The organism is Salinigranum salinum (genome assembly GCF_009176545.1).
Taxonomy (GTDB): domain Archaea; phylum Halobacteriota; class Halobacteria; order Halobacteriales; family Haloferacaceae; genus Salinigranum; species Salinigranum salinum.
This window is the reverse complement of the sequence record NZ_VTOJ01000001.1, coordinates 2,249,205-2,265,343: the sequence shown is the minus strand read 5'-3', so window position 1 is coordinate 2,265,343 and position 16,139 is coordinate 2,249,205. Positions and strand designations below refer to the sequence as shown.

General features: G+C 69.0%; 14 protein-coding genes. 7 read left to right on the top strand and 7 right to left on the bottom strand.

Annotated elements, in window-relative coordinates; all coding sequences use genetic code 11:
* Positions 1–94 precede the first annotated feature (94 nt).
* The 4 genes from FZP69_RS10925 to FZP69_RS10910 all read right to left on the bottom strand — a co-directional run bounded on the left by FZP69_RS10925 (position 95) and on the right by FZP69_RS10910 (position 4,029).
* Entirely contained in the window at positions 95–1,816 is a 1,722-nt protein-coding gene (locus tag FZP69_RS10925; RefSeq protein ID WP_152041329.1) for a sensor histidine kinase, read from the bottom strand.
* Positions 1,817–1,941: 125 nt separating this feature from the next.
* Entirely contained in the window at positions 1,942–2,388 is a 447-nt protein-coding gene (locus FZP69_RS10920) for an SRPBCC family protein (RefSeq protein WP_152041328.1), read from the bottom strand.
* A 141-nt stretch (positions 2,389–2,529) separates the two neighbouring features.
* Positions 2,530–3,243, bottom strand: a complete 714-nt coding sequence (locus FZP69_RS10915) for a metal-dependent hydrolase (protein ID WP_152041327.1) — start codon at positions 3,241–3,243, stop codon at positions 2,530–2,532.
* A gap of 108 nt (positions 3,244–3,351) precedes the next feature.
* Entirely contained in the window at positions 3,352–4,029 is a 678-nt protein-coding gene (locus tag FZP69_RS10910; RefSeq protein WP_192918541.1) for a zinc ribbon domain-containing protein, read from the bottom strand.
* A gap of 119 nt (positions 4,030–4,148) precedes the next feature.
* Here FZP69_RS10910 and FZP69_RS10905 point away from each other — a divergent pair, with 119 nt between their 5' ends.
* Positions 4,149–4,751, top strand: a complete 603-nt coding sequence (locus FZP69_RS10905) for a gluconate 2-dehydrogenase subunit 3 family protein (protein WP_152041325.1) — start codon at positions 4,149–4,151, stop codon at positions 4,749–4,751.
* Positions 4,744–6,354: a GMC family oxidoreductase gene (locus FZP69_RS10900; RefSeq protein WP_152041324.1), complete on the top strand. Its 1,611-nt coding sequence runs from the start codon at positions 4,744–4,746 to the stop codon at positions 6,352–6,354. Before FZP69_RS10905 ends, FZP69_RS10900 begins: the two co-directional genes overlap by 8 nt.
* A 160-nt stretch (positions 6,355–6,514) precedes the next feature.
* Here the strand turns inward: FZP69_RS10900 and FZP69_RS23035 are convergent, their stop codons facing one another.
* A complete protein-coding gene (locus FZP69_RS23035; RefSeq protein ID WP_152041323.1) occupies positions 6,515–7,204 on the bottom strand; it encodes a helix-turn-helix domain-containing protein in 690 nt (229 codons plus the stop codon).
* 533 nt (positions 7,205–7,737) lie between these two features.
* Between FZP69_RS23035 and hisC the strand changes: the two genes are divergently transcribed.
* The 5 genes from hisC to tpiA all read left to right on the top strand — a co-directional run bounded on the left by hisC (position 7,738) and on the right by tpiA (position 11,604).
* Positions 7,738–8,823: a histidinol-phosphate transaminase gene (hisC, locus tag FZP69_RS10890; protein ID WP_152041322.1), complete on the top strand. Its 1,086-nt coding sequence runs from the start codon at positions 7,738–7,740 to the stop codon at positions 8,821–8,823.
* Positions 8,820–9,386: an adenylate kinase family protein gene (locus FZP69_RS10885; protein ID WP_152041321.1), complete on the top strand. Its 567-nt coding sequence runs from the start codon at positions 8,820–8,822 to the stop codon at positions 9,384–9,386. Before hisC ends, FZP69_RS10885 begins: the two co-directional genes overlap by 4 nt.
* Positions 9,383–9,988 carry a CDP-alcohol phosphatidyltransferase family protein gene (locus FZP69_RS10880; protein ID WP_152041320.1) on the top strand — a complete coding sequence of 202 codons (606 nt, stop codon included), beginning with the start codon at positions 9,383–9,385 and terminating at the stop codon, positions 9,986–9,988. Before FZP69_RS10885 ends, FZP69_RS10880 begins: the two co-directional genes overlap by 4 nt.
* Before the next feature lie 175 nt (positions 9,989–10,163).
* Positions 10,164–10,697, top strand: coding sequence for a multiprotein bridging factor aMBF1 (locus FZP69_RS10875; protein WP_152041319.1), 534 nt, complete (start codon positions 10,164–10,166; stop codon positions 10,695–10,697).
* Positions 10,698–10,959: 262 nt separating this feature from the next.
* On the top strand, positions 10,960–11,604 hold the full coding sequence (gene tpiA, locus FZP69_RS10870) for a triose-phosphate isomerase (RefSeq protein WP_152041318.1): 645 nt from the start codon (positions 10,960–10,962) through the stop codon (positions 11,602–11,604).
* 170 nt (positions 11,605–11,774) lie between these two features.
* Here the strand turns inward: tpiA and FZP69_RS10865 are convergent, their stop codons facing one another.
* On the bottom strand, positions 11,775–13,721 hold the full coding sequence (locus tag FZP69_RS10865) for an ATP-binding protein (protein WP_152041317.1): 1,947 nt from the start codon (positions 13,719–13,721) through the stop codon (positions 11,775–11,777).
* A gap of 90 nt (positions 13,722–13,811) precedes the next feature.
* A complete protein-coding gene (locus tag FZP69_RS10860) occupies positions 13,812–16,103 on the bottom strand; it encodes a helix-hairpin-helix domain-containing protein (protein WP_152041316.1) in 2,292 nt (763 codons plus the stop codon).
* Positions 16,104–16,139: the final 36 nt, after the last annotated feature.

Here is a 16,139-nt window from a genome sequence, read left to right as displayed (position 1 = left end):
CTCGATCGACACTGACCGCTGACGACTCGATCGACACTGACTCGAACGGACATCGACGCTCCGGCGACCCGGTCGATTCATCGGTCCCGCGTCCTCAGCGGAGGTCGGTCCCGCGTCCCCGGCGGAGGTCGGCATCAGCCGTCGGGAAAGAGAGGGTGACCACGGTCCCTCGTGGTTCGTTGTCCGCGAACCGGAGCCGTCCACCGGAGTGTTCGACGAGCCACCGCGAGAGCCACAGGCCGATCCCGCTGCCGTGTTCGAGCGCCGTCTCGTGGCCCTCGACGACCACCTCTCGCTCGTAGTCGGAGAGACCGGGGCCGTTGTCGGCGACGACGACACTCACCCGTTCGGGTGCGTTCGCCGCGTGGGGTTCGGACGGTCTCTCGCACGGATCGCGGCCGTCGGCGGGCGGGGCTGCAGCCTCGACTGACACCGACACGAACGGTTCAGGGGCGTCGTTGTGCTCGAAGGCGTTCTCGACGACGTTGCGGATCGCGGTCTCGACCGTGGGTGCGACGAACGTGGTCGCCGACTCCGGGAACGCCGTCGCGACCTCGACCGTCGGGTACGCCTCCGCGAGGTCGGTGACCACGTCGGAGACGAGCGGGACGATGTCGAGACGACGCCGTTCGACCGTCCCGTCGCCGAGCCCCTCGTCGATCCACCGTGCCTTCTGGCTCAGATCGACCAGGTCCGTCCCCTTCCCGCGGATGGTCTCGGCGGCGGCAGCCACTGCCTCGCGCTCGGCGCGACCGGCGATGACGTCCGCGTAGCCGAGGATGACGTTCATGTCGTTGCGGAGGTTGTGCCGGAGGATGCGGTTCAGGACCGCGAGTCGCTCCTCGCGCTCGTGGACGGCCGCCTCCCGCGCGGCCAGTCCCGCCGAGAGTTCGTTGAACCCCTCGCCGATCTGCATCCACTCCTCGCTCGTCGCCATGTCGAGCGAGTGGCCGTGGTCGCCGTCGAGCAGCGCGGAGAAGCCGTCGAGGAGACGCTCGGTCTGTCGGAGGTTCATGCGGTACTCCCACATCCAAAACCCCACCACGGCCACGAGCACCAAGAGGAGCCCGACCCCCTGTGCGACCGCGAGCGACTGGAGCTGTGCGTTCAGCAGCGAACGGTCCCGCGCCACGGTGAGCTGCCAGCCGGTCTCCTCGACCGCGACCGTACTGGTGAGCACCTGGTCGAACCGGTCGTCGCTATCGAAGAGGACCGTGTCACCGGCCGTGACGGTCACGCGCTGGGTCCGCGTGTCGAGCGTGGCGACGGGGTCGAGTAGCGTGTCGGTCGAGACGTAGATCGAGGCCGCGAATACGCCGTGGAGTCCGGATTCGGTGAGGATGGGGGCGCTGATGACGACCAGGTATCGGTCGCGCGAAGAAACCGACTCGGGGGCCGAGACGTACGAACTCCTCGTCGTCGCCTCCGCGAAGTACGCCTCGTCGGAGACGTCGGAGCCGATGGCGTCCCGTCGAACAGTCTCGTCGATCTGTCCGCCGAACGCGACGACCGTCCCGTTCGCCGCCACGATCTGTGCGGCGAAGAACCGACTGTTGTTGACGACGCCACCGATCGTCTCGTCGCCCCGCGAGAAGTCCGCGGTCGCCGGCTGTGAGGCCACGTAGCCGACGTAGTCACGACGTTCGCGGATCTCGCTGTCGATCTGGTCGGCCGCCAGCCGCGCCGACTCGTCGACGCTCGCCTGGTTCCGTTCGAGCGTCTCACCCTTGTACAGCTCCAGCCCGCCGTAGGTGACGCTGCTGAGGACCAGCGTGACCACGAACAGCACGACGACGAACTTCGTTCTGAGCTTCATCTCTCACGACAGAGACACCACGTGGTGTCGCCGTACTCACCGATGAGTGCTGGCGTGATCGTAAAAAGCCGCTGCCGCGAGTATCGCCTCCGAGAACCGGGCGGGGGCGTCCGCGGTCGGTCGTGTTACGAGCTCGGCTCCGACTCCGCGAGCGCCGCCGCCAGGTTCGTCAGCGTCCGGTCGAGTTCGCGCTGGTTGTACGCACGGATCACCGGCTCGACGACAGACCCGAGCGCGCCGCCGGGGACCGCGAACGTCGCCTCGCAGGTGACGCGCGTCCCCGCCTCGCTCGGTTCGAACTGCCAGTCCATCTCGCCGTCGATCCCGCCCCGGATCTCGAACGTCAGCCGTCGAGGGGGATCGTGTCGCACGACTTCGATCTCGCCCCCGAGCGGGACGCCGACCATCCGGTAGGTGTACGCGGCGCGGTGGCCGCCGCCGTCGAGCGGCTCGACGTCGTGGACGGACGCGATGCTCGGGGAGATCCGTTCGTGATTCGCCGGCGTGTCGACGAACGCGAAGGCGCGGTCGGGGCAGACTGCGACCTGCGTGGTCGCCGAGACGGTCACCATGCTCGGTCGAGGTTCGACGCGGACGGCCGAAAACGTGCTGGCTGTCCGGCTCGGGATGCGGGCGGGTCGCCGAAACCGGGGACGACCTCGCCCTCGGACGGTCGACTATCGGTCCGGAAGCGTTCGTCGTCGCCGGACCGATCAGAGCTCGAACGTCTCGTCGCCGGCGAGGACGTGAACCTCGGCGTCGCTGCCCGTCCCGGCGACCTCGCGTACGAAGTCGTCGACGTCGATCTCGATCGGTGGGAACGTGTCGTAGTGCATCGGGAACGCGTGGTCGACGTCGAGCCAGTCGACGGCGACGGCCGCCTGCCACGGCCCCATGGTGAAGTGGTCGCCCACCGGGAGGGCGGCGGCGTCGGGTTCGAGATACGGCCCGATCACGTCGCGCATCTCGGTCATGAGACCCGTGTCGCCCGCGTGGTAGAACGTCGTCGACTCCTCGTCCGACACCTGCGTCGGCACGGTGTCCGAGATCACGTAGCCGGCGGGCATCCCGGCGTCGTACTCGTAGCCGGTCATGATGCCGTTGGTGTGGTCCGCGCGGTGCATCGTCACGTACGCGTCGCCGCACTCGACGGTGCCGCCGATGTTCATCCCGATACTCTCGTCGAACCCCATCTCCTCGCTCACGTACCCCGTGAGTTCGGGCGTTCCGACGACGGTCGCCCCGGAGAACTCGCCCGCGTGGGCGATGTGGTCGGCGTGGCCGTGTGTCAGAAGCAGGTAGTCCGGCGTGTCGACCTCGGCCGGCTCCAGCGAGGTGTGAGGGTTGTCGAAGAACGGGTCGATGAGCAGCGAGGTGTCGTCGACCTGTACGTGCCAGCAGGAGTGTCCGTGCCAGGTGAGTTCCATGTGCGTTCGGGAGTTGTGCCACGAGGAGTATAAATGATACCGCGTCGGCAGGATGGGGTCGCCGCCGGACGCCGACCAGGGAAGGGCGGTCGCGGCGGCGACGCCCGATCAGAGCGATCCGGTCACGTCGACGCCACACGACGGGCAGTAGAGCATCCAGCGGGCGAGCGACGCCCCGCACGACGCGCACTGTTCGGGCTTGAGATCCGTCCCACACCGCGGGCAGTACTGCTCCCAGCCGTCGGGGACGCGCCCACACGCCGAACACGGTCCCGGAGTCACGCCGACGCCCGTCCCGACGTCGGGGCGGTCGCGTTCGGCGTCGTCCCCGTCGTCGGGCTCGACCTCCTGCAGGGGGGTTCCGGTCACGTCTTCGACCGCCGTCGGCGACCACGTGCCGTCCGGTCCCGCGGACAGCGAGACGGTCCGCAGCCCGAGGGCGGCGGGGTCGACCGGCGTCCCGGCGAGCTTCGTCACCGTCGCCGTGAGCGCCGCCCCCGCCACGTCGCGGTCCGACGCGTCCGGGCAGACGACCACGCCGGCCTCGAACACGAGCACGCGCAGGCCGAACGTCGGGAGTTCGTACACCACGCCGCGAGCGCCGTCCAGCCCGCTCGTCCGCTCGGATTCGAGTGTCGAACCGGGCGTGCTCGTGTCGATCCAGTCGGGCACCGTCGCGTACGCGAGTCGGCGTCCGACCGCGACGTCCGGAAAGCCGTCGTCGCCGAGTCCGAGCCCGAGCGATTCCACCACCCGCTCCGCCCGGTCCCTGTGCGTCTCTCCCATGCCACCCGTTCGAGACCGCCGCCACATACGTCTGGTGGCGTCTCCGGTCGGAGAGACTCCGGGGGACGGTGCCACCGGAGATGGCAACCCATAAGTTTAGGCTAACCAAAATCGGGGCGATGAGACTGTCGCGACGCGACGCGCTCGCCGTCCTCGCGGGCGTCGGAGTGAGCGTCGGCGGCGGGGCGGCGCTCGGCGAACTCGCGACGCACGGACCGCCGGTCGCCGACGACGGTGACGACGACGACCGCGACGGAGACGTGGGGCGCTCCGACGGACGTCAGCGCGTCGACGAGGACGCACTCGGCGTGCTCGTCGCGGCCGCGGAGGTGCTCTACCCGTCGGCGGTCGAGGGACACGAGCGGTTCGTCGAGACGTACGTCCGGGGACGGATCCGAAGCGACCCCGACCACCGCGCCGGCGTGGCAGCGGCGGCTGCCGAACTGGACGCGATCGCCCGCGACTGGCACGGCGAGGCGTTCGCCTCGCTCGCCCCCGAGACGCGTGATCGACTCCTGCGCGACCTCGGCGTGGACGTGGCCGACCCCGATCCCGGGGGTGCCATCTCGGCCCGCCTGCGCTTCTTCGTCGTGAACGACCTGCTGTACGCGCTGTACACGTCTCCAACGGGAGGAGAGCTCATCGGCACGGAGAACCCCGTGGGCTACCCCGGCGGGATCGGCTCGTACCGGCGCGGTCCGGAGGCGCTCGACGATGGCTGACCCGTCCGGTGACGACCGCGACCGCACCCCCTCGCCGCGGACGGACGTCTGTGTGGTCGGCTCCGGCCCGGCGGGAGCACTCGTCGCGTGTCGACTGGCCGAGGCGGGCCACGACGTCGTGATCCTGGAGGCGGGGCCGCGGTTCGACGGTGACGCGGGCGACCGCCGGGGACGGATGGAGACGCACCTCCGGCCCGACATGGCGAACCCGTGGGAGATGGGCGGCCCGCGCGACGCCTACACGTCGTCGGGACGACGACACTACCCCCTGAACGCCGCGCGCGTCAAGGGTGTCGGCGGCTCGTCGCTCCACTGGCACGGGATGGTGATGCGGCTCCACGAGCGCGACTTCGAGCTCCGCACGAGACACGGCGTCGGCGTCGACTGGCCGCTCTCGTACGAGGAACTCCGCCCCGACTACCTCGACGCGGAGCGTGAACTGGGCGTCGCCGGGGCCCTCGACAACCCGTACGCCCCACCTCGGGAGGAGCCGTTTCCGCTCCCGGCGTTCCCCCCGTCGTACTCGGACTCGCTGTTCGCGCCGGCCTGCGAGCGACTGGGGATCGACATGCACTCCGTGCCGAACGCGCGCAACTCCGAACCGTACGACGGTCGGGGTGCCTGCGTCGGCTTCGGCACCTGCAAGCCGGTCTGTCCCTCGGGCGCGAAGTACACCGCGGAGACGCACGTCTCGCGGGCGGTCGAGGCGGGAGCGCGCGTGATCGACCGTGCCCCGGTCCAGCGGCTGGTCCACGACCGGGCGGGCGACCGGATCGAGGCGGCGGTGTACGCCACACCCGACGGGACCGAACACGAACAGACGGCTCGCCGATTCGTCGTCGCCGCCGGGGGCGTCGAGACCCCGCGCCTGCTCCTGCTGTCGCGTTCTCCCGCGTATCCCGACGGCCTGGCGAACTCCTCCGGGGCGGTAGGACGGTACTTCATGGACCACCTCTTCGCGGGGATGGGCGGACGGCTCGACGCCGACACCCGGCAACACCACGTCGGCTTCAACACCAGCGAGTCACACCAGTTCTACGACGACACGGAGCCGATCAACGGGGTCAAACTGGAGTTCCTCAACTACGCCGGACCGACGCCGGTGGGTGTGGCGCTCTCCGCGGGCACGTGGGGCGACGACCTGCAGGCCGCGGTCGCCGACGCGTACGGCACCCACGTCGGGATGGGGGCGCTCGTCGAACAGTTCCCGCGGCGGGAGAACCGCGTGACGCTCGATCCCGCTCGAACGGACGACCACGGCAACCCGGTCCCGGACGTGCAGTGGTCGCTCGACGAGTCGACGAGGGCGGCCCTGCGGCGAGCGAACCGGGTCCAGAGATCGGTACTCGACGAACTGGGCGCGACGATCGAGTGGCGCGTCGGTCCGGAGAACACCGGACCGGCGTTCCACCAGATGGGGACGACGCGAATGGGAACCGACCCCGACGAGAGCGTCGTCGATTCGGGGCTCAGAACGCACGACCTCGCGAACCTCTGGCTCGTCGGGTCGAGCGTCTTCCCCACGGGCGGCGCGATGAACCCGACGCTCACGATCGCGGCGCTCGCGCTCCGTGCGGCCGATCGGATCGACGCCGACCTCTGAGGCGGGTGCCGACTCCGGAACGTTCGGAACTGCTGGCACGTCGCCGAGCCGTCGTCGACGACCGGTCGTCGTGGATCTCGTCGCGGTAGTCGTCCACGTCCTCCCGTCGACCGGTCAGTCGGTCGTCCACGCCGTCCCGTCGGTCACGCCGCTCACCCACTCACTGATCGGCGTTCGCCTCGGCCGCCGCCTCGGCGTCGCTGTACTCCTCCGGATCGGCCAGCGTCGCGCGGACGAGCGTCTTCATCCCTCGCCGGAGTCGTTCGGAGGCGGCCTGGCTCGAGACACCGAGTTCGTCGGCGACGTCCCGCAGCGAGGCGCCGCGTGGGATAGAGAAGTAGTCGTGTTCGAGCGCCGTGAGGAGCGTCTCGTACTGCGCCTGGGTGAGCCCGTACCGTTTCTCGGGCGCCTCGTTCCGCTGGTCGTACACGGCCCGGATACGCAGGTCGAAGCCGGACTCCCAGCAGCGTTCACAGAACGCGGCGATGGATTCGCGGTCCGGGAAGCGCATCCTGACGAGCCAGCCGCTGCCGTCGTTCTCCGCGCGGAGGACGACGCCGTCGAGTGCGACCGACGCACGGTAGGCGGCGACCTCGGGGACGTCGTCGGTGTACTGGACCCGGTAGAGCCGTGCGTCACCCTCTTCGGCGATACACTCGAACGCGGTGATCGTCGGGTCCTCGGCGAGGGCGTCCTCGAACGTCTCGAACGCCCCGCCGGTCGCCCAGAAGAGGTTCCGGAGCGGCACCGCGTCGGACGCGTCGAGCTGGTCGACGACGACGGACATCTCCGGGGCGTGCTGGAGCGCGTGCGAGAGGACGTCGGAGTCGATGTCGAATTCTACGATCATGGGGTGTGACCGCGCCGCGGGGCGTCGGAGGGTGACCGCACTGTCGTCGCCCGTCCGGGTTGCAGCCGGGGTCGGGTCGGAGTACGCCACCGAACGGTTTCAGTCCTCGGCGTGAACCTATAATGAGTTCCGATTCTCGATGTGATGGGATACTCGGTTTCGACTCTCGGCGTGAATTTATATACCCCATCCGACCTGTAGTGTGGAGGGCGGGCACGTCGCGTCAGGGTGAGTCACCCCTGAGACGACGCGGGCATCCCCTGCGTGTCGGCGACGGCTGCGTCGGGTATCGGCACTCGTTTCCCCCAAGCTTCCCCCGTGCTGCCGGCCGGCACGTACAGCGTTATTCGGGGGAGTGCTTAATCCGTGGCGGTGGATATTCAGGGACGGAGATCGCCGCGTCGGCGACGTCCGGATCTCGTCGTCGGTCGTCACCCCGCCTCGGCGGGAGACCGATCGCCCTCCGTGGGCGCGAGCACCGGTCACAGCCCCGTACAACCACCCTTATCAACCGGGCACCGTATCGTTCGACCATGCAGCCACGGGACCTCTCCGCGCACACACCGTACGTCCCCGGACGGGGCGTCGAGGAGGTCGCCCGCGACCTCGGGATGGACCCCGAATCCTTGACGAAGCTCTCCTCGAACGAGAACCCCCACGGACCGAGCCCCGCCGCCGTCGACGTGCTCCACGAGTACGCCTCGCGGGTCCACGTCTACCCCAAGGCGTCGCACACAGACCTGACGGACCGACTGGCGACCGAGTGGGACCTGACTCCCGGACAGGTGTGGGTCTCCGCGGGGGCCGACGGGTCGCTCGACTACCTCTCGCGCGCCGTGCTCGAACCCGGTGACCGCGTCCTCGTCCCCGACCCCGGCTTCTCCTACTACGGGATGACCGCGCGGTACCACCACGGCACCGTCGCCTCCTATCCGCTCTCGAAGGCCGACGACTTCGCCCAGACCGCCGACAGAGTGATCGACGCGTACGACGGCGAGCGGATCGTCTACGTCACGACGCCGCACAACCCGACCGGCAGCGAGATGCCGCACGAGGAACTGATCGCCCTGCTCGACCGAGTCGACGACCACACCCTCGTCGTGGCCGACGAGGCCTACGGCGAGTACTCCACGCGAGAGAGCGCCGCGACGCTCCTCAACGCGTTCGACAACCTCGCCGTCACCCGGACGTTCTCGAAGGCGTACGGGCTCGCGGGGCTCCGGATCGGTTACGCACTCGTTCCGTCCGAGTGGGCCGACGTCTACGCCCGCGTCAACACGCCGTTCGCGGCGAACGAACTCGCCTGCCGGGCGGCGACGGCGGCGCTCACCGACGACGGCCACCTCGAGAAGACGGTCGAGACTGCGCGATGGGCCCGCGACTACCTGCAGGAGCGACTCGACGCCCACACCTGGGAGAGCGCGGGCAACTTCGTGCTCTGCGACGTCGGCGACGCGTCGGCAGTGGCCGACGCCAGCCAGCGAGCGGGCGTCATCGTCCGCGACTGCTCCTCGTTCGGGCTGCCGGCGTGCATCCGCGTCTCCACGGGGACGCGCGAGGGGACCGAGCGCGCCGTCGAGGTGCTCAACCGCGTCACCCGCGAGGTGGCTGAGGCGTGAGGGTCGTCCTGACCGGGACCCCTGGGACGGGAAAGACGACCGCGGCCGACCGTCTCCCCGGCACGTACGAGGTCGTCCACCTGAACGAGGTGGTCGAGCGCGAGGGGCTGTGGACCGAACGCGACGCCGACCGCGACTCCCTCGTCGTCGACGTCGACGCGCTCGCGGCGTGGGTCGACGACCACGTGGACACACCACGGGCGGAAGCCGAAGACGAGGACGAAAACGACGGGAGCGACGCCGACACGGTCGTCCTCGAATCGCACCTCGCACACCTCCTCGACGCCGACCGCGTGATCGTGTTACGGTGTCGGCCCGACGTCCTCGAGTCGCGGCTGCGCGAACGTGGCCTGAGCGAGGCGAAGGCGGCCGAGAACGCCGAGAGCGAGGCGCTCGACGTGATCCTCTCCGAGGCGGTCGAGCACGGCGCGGAGCGCGTCTACGAGATCGACACGACCGACCGCTCCCCCGGCGAGGTCGCCACCGAGATCGAACGGGTCGTCACGGGCGAGCGTGACCCGTCGGCCGGCGAGGTGGACTTCACGGACTACCTCCACCCATGACGCTCGACAGGCTTCGGCCGGTCGCCGACCGTGCGCTGGGGCCGTTCGTCAGCGCCGCCGACGCCGTCGGACTGACGCCGAACGGCGTGAGCGTCATCGCGTTCGCCGTCGCCCTCGTCGCGGGCGGGGCATTCGTCCTCGCCTCGTCGGTCGCGTACCTCCTCGGCGCCGTCTGTGTCTTCCTGAACGGGTGGCTCGACCTCGTCGACGGGGCACTCGCCCGGGAACAGGAGGTCGCCAGCGACGCTGGCGACTTCCTCGACCACGTGCTCGACCGCTACGCCGACATCGTCATCATCGCCGGTCTCGCCGCGGGTATCGACCGCTACGGTCTCGGCTTCGCCGCCGTCACCGGCGTCGTGATGACCTCCTATCTGGGAACGCAGATTCAGGCCGTCGGTCTCGGCCGAGCGTACGGCGGGCTGGTCGGCCGGGCGGACCGGCTCGCGCTCGTGGGCCTCGCGGCGGTCGTCGCGGCGGCCGTCCCAGGGACGATCGTGGCCGGGCTGTCGGTCGTCGGCCTCCTGCTCGTCCTCTTCGCCGTCGTCGGCCACCTCACGGCGCTCCAGCGGTTCTGGGGTGCGTGGTCGGATCTGGCCTGACGCGCGGCGACCCAGTCGGACGTGACCCCGCTCGATCTGACCGCGCATCGCGGTCCTCCCGGTTTCTATCCGGCCTCCGGACGACTACCGCGGATCGCGTCCACGGGAGAGTTCACGGCGATGCCCGGGTGAGTGCTGGCGCACCTTTTATACACCATGCTCTGCTAGTGGGGGTATGCCCCAGTGCGAGATGTGCGGCGCCTCGAAGTCGTCGCTCACCACGGTCAAGGTCGAAGGTGCCGAACTGGACCTCTGCGACGACTGCAAGGACTTCGGCACCGAGGTCCGCACTGAGTCGTCGTCGAGTTCGTCCAGCAAGTACTCGACCTCGTCGTCGTCGGGGAAGGCGTCGTCTTCGTCCTCGTCCTCGTCGTCCTCGTCGTCCTCGTCGTCGACCCGCCGCCGCCGCGATATGTTCGACACGATGGACGAGATCGCGACCGACTACGACCAGCGTGTCCGCGAGGCCCGCGAGAGTCGCGGACAGAGCCAGCAGGACCTCGCCGGCGAACTCAACGAGAAGACGAGCCTCATCCGGAAGATCGAACGCGGCGACGTCCTCCCGAGCGACGACGTGCGCAAGAAACTCGAACGGGAGCTCGGCATCTCGCTCGTCGAGGGGTCGGGCAGCGACGACGACGAGAGCGAGTGGTCCTCGGGGTCGTCGACGACGACGACTCTCGGCGACGTCGTCAAGCGAAAGGACTGACGCACGACTCCTAACGGCTCACGCGGATCGACCACCGACGACCCCCGGTGACTCCTCGTGCGCCCACGAAGTTTCATATGGGAAACCGACGCCACCGTGGTTCGTGATCGCGACGTAGCGACCGACGCGCGGCGGGCAGCAGCTGTCCGGTACGTCGCCGCGCTCCGGAGTCCGTACCGGCTGTCAGCCCTCTGAGTACCATCGCTCCGCCACGGCCGCGGGGTGAAGCTATTTATCCGTCGGAGAGTGAACACTCATCCGCATGTTCATCCTGGTCAACCTCAAGGCGTACCCCTGTGACCCCGTCGCAGTCGCCGAAGCCGCCCGTGACGTCGCCGACAGCTCCGGCGTCCGAATCGCGGTCTCGCCGCAGGCCGCACACATCGAACGTGTCGCCGAGACGGGCGTCGAAACGTGGGCACAGCACGTCTCGCCGAACGGACACGGCTCTCACACCGGCAGCACGCTCGCCGAGGCCGTCGCCGAGGCCGGTGCGGTCGGCACACTCCTGAACCACTCCGAGAACCGCCTCCGGCTCGCCGACATCGACGCCTCGCTGGCGGCCGCCGACCGCGCGGGGCTCGAGACGTGTGTCTGCGGGAACAACCCCGAACAGATCGGTGCCGTCGCGGCGCTCGGCCCCGACTCCGTGGCCGTCGAACCGCCCGAACTCATCGGTGGCGACGTCTCGGTGTCGACCGCCGATCCCGACATCGTCGTCGACGCCGTCGACGCCGCGGGGGCCGTCGACGATCACGTCGACGTCTACTGCGGTGCGGGCGTCTCGACCGGAGACGACGTGCTCGCCGCACGGGATCTCGGCGCGACTGGGATCCTCCTCGCGTCGGGCGTCGCCAAGGCCGACGATCCGCGGGCGGCGCTGGAAGACCTCGTCGCGGGACTGTAGCAGTCCGTCTCCGGTCGCAACTGGTTACGTTCGCTCCCCGTGGCCGACCTGGCTTCGGCTGTCTCTCGTCCCGGTCGGTCGTCGGATCTCGGTACGTCGCCTCTCGGCCCACAGCGAGTACACCGCCGGACCGGTCGTAGGAGGGGCCGACACACGCTCGAGACCGGAGCTCAGTCGTCCTGTCCGCTCGCGGCTTCGGCAGTGTCGGCGCTCTCGACACCGTCGCTCGCTTCGACCCCGTCCGTCTCGTATCTCGAATCGAGGACGAACGCGGTCTCCACCGCTGCGACCGCCTCGTCGAACGCGTCGGGGTGGAGTCTGTGGGCGTACTCGGTTCGGACGTGGTCGGGGAGCGCGTAGGCGTACTTGCCACGCCCGGCGTGACGGATGAACCCGGCTTTCCTGAGCGTGCGGTTCCGTGCGTAGGCGACCTTGTGGTCCTCGGGACCGCCCGCGGCGACCTGTGCCGTCACCGGATCCGCGATGCCTCGCGCGTGATACTCTCCCAGCATCCGGCGCGTTACACCGTCGAACGCCTCGATCCGTTCGCGGAGGATCTCGGCGACGTCACCGACTGCTCCGTCCGGGAGGGGCGGTGTCGACGACGAGTCGCGGGCTGACGGGTCGCTCTTCGACTCGCCGAACACCATCGCGATCGACCGGCCGGTGGCCTCCGACGGATCGTCTGTCGTCCCTTCGTCTGCCGCCTGTTCGTCTGTCGACGTCTCATCCGGGGCGGTCATCTCGGGGTCCGTCGCCAGCGGGAACGGCACGTCGACGTCCGGATCGGCGCTGGCAGCGGCGTTGACCGCCGCCTCCTCGTCTGCCGCCTCGAGGGCGGCCTCGAACGCCGCAGCCTCGGTTTCGGTCACAGTCCCGGTTTCGGCTTCGGTCGGGACGTCGGAGTCGGCCCGGACGCCGGAGTCGACACGAGCACGCTCGGCGGCCGCCTCCGCAGCGGCCTTCGGTTCGCCGTCCGGCGCGGTTCCCTCCTCGTACTCGCGGAGCGCCCGTTGACGCTCGTCGGGACGCGAGAGGTTGCGCCCCTTCCCACCTCGGTACGGCGCTTCGGCCTTCTGGAACATCGCCTGCGCCATCTGGTCGGCGAAGCGCCGCAGGTCCCGGGCCTCCGCCAGCTCCTCTTCGAGCTCCGCGATGCGGTGTTCCTTCTTCTCGAGTTCCTGCCGGAGGTCCGCGAGTTCGGACTCGCGGCGCTCCTTCTCGTCGCTGATCGACCGGAGTTCGTCGACGAGGTCACCGCTGACGGATTTGAGGTCGGGTCGCTCGAAGTCGTCGAGTCCGGGCGTCGCCCCCGCGTCGAACGTCGTCTTGCGCCGGAACTGCACCCGCTTGACCTCCTCCGCCCAGTCGGTGACGAGAAAGCCCTCGCCGTCGCCCATGTCCTCGATGGCGTCGGAGTACTCCTTGCCGAGGATGCGGTTCACGACCTTGGTGTCGTTGCGCCACGTGAGGCGGTGCCAGACGAGCCAGTCACACTGTGTGATGAAGTCCTTCTTCACGTCCGCCGGGCGCTGGGAGATGCCGACGATGCCGAGGCCGTGTTTGCGGCCGCGCTTGCCCACCTTGATGAGCATCTTGCCGGTCTCGTCCATCCCGCCCCCCTCGGGGATGTACTCGTGGCATTCCTCGACGAGCATCAGGAACGGCTTCTTCAGCTTCTTCTCCTTGGCGAAGAGGTGTCGCGTCGTCTGTAGCAGCAGCGACTTGGCCTCGCCCTCGTCGAGGTAGCCCGAGACGTCGAGGATGATCGGCACGTTCTGTTCGAGGGCGAGCGAGGCGATCTTCTCGGCGTGTTCGGGGTTGACCTGGATGTCGCACTCCTCGTCCGCGCCGACGTGGAGGATCTCGAACTGTTCTTTCAGCCCGTAGTACTCGCCGTCCGTGTCGACGACGAGCACCGGGAAGTTCGCCGAGAGCAACTTCTCCACGACGACCGACGCGGTGTTCGACTTGCCCGATCCGGACTTGCCCGTGATGAACCCTCTGCCGGTGAGGATCTCGACGGCTGGCAGTGAGACGGTCGTCCCCGGATCGGTTCCATCCCCCCCAGGGCCGGCGCTCACGTCAGCGACTGTGATGGTCTCCGTGTCGGTCATACACTCTTGTGAGACGGTCGCTGGCCGCGCACAAAGGTGTACGTCAGACGAGCGACTGACGCGACGACGGCGACCCGACGGCAGACGGTGTCAGCTCTCGTCCTCGGACGAGGAGTCGATGACACAGATGCCTTCGGGGACGCGGACTCCGATGGGTGCCGAGTTGATGTACCAGTCCGCGGCCGGGCCGCTGGCGCCGGCCGGGCTGAACGCTCGAGTCCGTGCCGAGAGCACCACCGAGTAGGATCCGGACGTATCGCTGGGTTCGACGACGAAGTGGCCGGTCGCTCCGTACGTGTTTTCGGCCGGGTACCGGTGCCAGACACCGTAGTCCAGTGGATCCGCCGCGGAATCCCTCGCGGGCTGTGCCGAACTACTGCAGCCCGTGGCGCCCAGCGACACGTCGCGCAGGTGCGCAGCCGAGGCCGTGTACGACACGCGAATCCACACGTTCTGCTCCCCGGACCGAGGGATCTTCGGACAGGTTGTCGCCGCCGCACCCGGTTCGACGATGGTCGTCCAGGCCCCCGACGGGTGCGGGGGGGGACTGTCGCCGCCCTCGGCCCACTCGATAAGTCCCAGCGCGACGGTCGGCCCCTTGTTGTCGATCACGAACGACATCGGTGCGCTCGTCTCGAGAACGTTCATATCCGCGTCGGCCACGTCGAGGTACAGCGTGTAGCGCCCGTCGTCGTACCGCCGCGTGTTCCAGTTGAACAGCCAGTTTCGGTCGACGAGCGTGTCGAGGACGTCGATGTCGTACCACTCTCCGTCGACCGGCTGGACCCGAATCGGGGTCCCACCGCCCATGACGGCCGCCGTCCACGACACGTTCGCGAACGAGACGGGGTCGTCCCCCTCGTACGCGTAGCGGACCCGGTAGTAGCGGGCGTTCTCCTCGGTCCGGACACAGCCCGAGAGCTGGAGCGTCCGCGCGTACGGTGCCTCGCCCTCGGGTGCCTGTGAACCGTCCGGGAGTCCGTTCGGCCGGGGTCGGTTCACCCGAAGCGCGTACCCGCTCGTCGCGTCGTGGTAGTCGGGTTCGAGCGGCATCCGACCGACGACGAGGAACTCCGGCGTCTCGCAGTCCTCCTCGGGGATCGGGGGAAGTCCGCAGCCGTCGACAGCGATGGCGTTGCCGTCGGCCTCGAGAGTCACGTCGGAGAGATCGTCCGCGTCCCAGCGGACCTCGAAGAATCCCTCGTCGTAGATGACCTCCTCGTCGCCGTCGCCGTCCACGTCCTGGGTGACGCGGAAGGTGATGTCCGGGACGTCAAGGAACGTCGTCCACTCGGGGACGACGATCTCCCGGCAGGGGAAGATCGGCCCCAGGTACCGCGTGAACGCCAGCTCTTCGAGGTGTCGGCTTGGCACCTCCACCCGCTCCATCAACAGCTCCGTGACCTCGTCTATTTCCTCGAAGCCCCCCTCGACGATCTCCGGTGGCAGGGGCGGTTTCACCGCCGTCCGCGGGAACGCCGGCGCGTCGAGCACTTCGTCGACCTCGGCGGTCGACTCCGCGAATCGGGTCGCGGTCACTGCCTCCTCGAGCCGCGCGATGGGTAACGGTTCGACGATGCCCCCGATCGCCCTGAGCGCGCGTTGCGCTTCGAACGGGTTCCGGAACGGGTCAGGACCGGGTCCGATGGGGGGATCGGGGATCGGGTCGGGAACGTGCGGGAGCCGCTCGAACAGGTCACGGATACGGGGGACGAACAGATCGTCTAAACAGACGCGCTCGCGGCGGAACCGGAGAACGCGGTCGATATCCCACCGCGGGACGAAGACACAGAACCGTCCACACTCGTCGGTCTTCACCTCGGCGACGGTCTCCCGGTGACAGTTGAACGGAAAGAGCCACCCCCACGGGTACGGATCGGGGAAGTGCCCGAGGAACGAGCAGTCGGTGTCTTCGACGGTGACTGTCGCGTTCGGGACTGGTCGGAGTGTGCCAGACGAGTCGCGTTTGACCACCCGCCCGCACAGCCTTCTGAACTGGAGGTGCGACGGATCGAGGAAGTTGCGGAGTCGTTCGCTGAGGTCGAGACCCACCCCCTCCCTGAGTTCCTCGCGGGCGAGGCCCGTCCGATCGCTGAGGAACCGCGCGGCCGTGTCGGTCACGCGCCACTCCTCCGGTGTCGCGGTCGACGCCGCTCTGGTCCGTTCGGTCGGTGTCACGGCGCCGGCCTCCTCGCGCATCCGATGGGCCATCGAGCGGCTGATCCCCTCGACCGCTGTCAGTGTCTCGATGTCGGCCGTCCGGACGTCGTCCAGCGACTCGACGCCGACCTCCCGGAGCGCTCGTTCGCGTGCGTCGCCGATCCCGTGCAGGTCCCCGATCGTCTCGGCCGTTCGCCGTCTCCGTGGATCTCGCCCACTCATGACAACACTACTACGTGATAGTATAAGTATGTATCA

Excerpts from the sequence above, each read along its gene's own strand:
- FZP69_RS10925 (WP_152041329.1), bottom strand. The coding sequence starts at position 1,816 with ATGAAGCTCAGAACGAAGTTCGTCGTCGTGCTGTTCGTGGTCACGCTG.
- FZP69_RS10920 (WP_152041328.1), bottom strand. The coding sequence starts at position 2,388 with ATGGTGACCGTCTCGGCGACCACGCAGGTCGCAGTCTGCCCCGACCGC.
- FZP69_RS10915 (WP_152041327.1), bottom strand. The coding sequence starts at position 3,243 with ATGGAACTCACCTGGCACGGACACTCCTGCTGGCACGTACAGGTCGAC.
- FZP69_RS10910 (WP_192918541.1), bottom strand. The coding sequence starts at position 4,029 with ATGGGAGAGACGCACAGGGACCGGGCGGAGCGGGTGGTGGAATCGCTC.
- FZP69_RS10905 (WP_152041325.1), top strand. The coding sequence starts at position 4,149 with ATGAGACTGTCGCGACGCGACGCGCTCGCCGTCCTCGCGGGCGTCGGA.
- FZP69_RS10900 (WP_152041324.1), top strand. The coding sequence starts at position 4,744 with ATGGCTGACCCGTCCGGTGACGACCGCGACCGCACCCCCTCGCCGCGG.
- FZP69_RS23035 (WP_152041323.1), bottom strand. The coding sequence starts at position 7,204 with ATGATCGTAGAATTCGACATCGACTCCGACGTCCTCTCGCACGCGCTC.
- hisC (WP_152041322.1), top strand. The coding sequence starts at position 7,738 with ATGCAGCCACGGGACCTCTCCGCGCACACACCGTACGTCCCCGGACGG.
- FZP69_RS10880 (WP_152041320.1), top strand. The coding sequence starts at position 9,383 with ATGACGCTCGACAGGCTTCGGCCGGTCGCCGACCGTGCGCTGGGGCCG.
- FZP69_RS10875 (WP_152041319.1), top strand. The coding sequence starts at position 10,164 with ATGCCCCAGTGCGAGATGTGCGGCGCCTCGAAGTCGTCGCTCACCACG.
- tpiA (WP_152041318.1), top strand. The coding sequence starts at position 10,960 with ATGTTCATCCTGGTCAACCTCAAGGCGTACCCCTGTGACCCCGTCGCA.
- FZP69_RS10865 (WP_152041317.1), bottom strand. The coding sequence starts at position 13,721 with ATGACCGACACGGAGACCATCACAGTCGCTGACGTGAGCGCCGGCCCT.
- FZP69_RS10860 (WP_152041316.1), bottom strand. The coding sequence starts at position 16,103 with ATGAGTGGGCGAGATCCACGGAGACGGCGAACGGCCGAGACGATCGGG.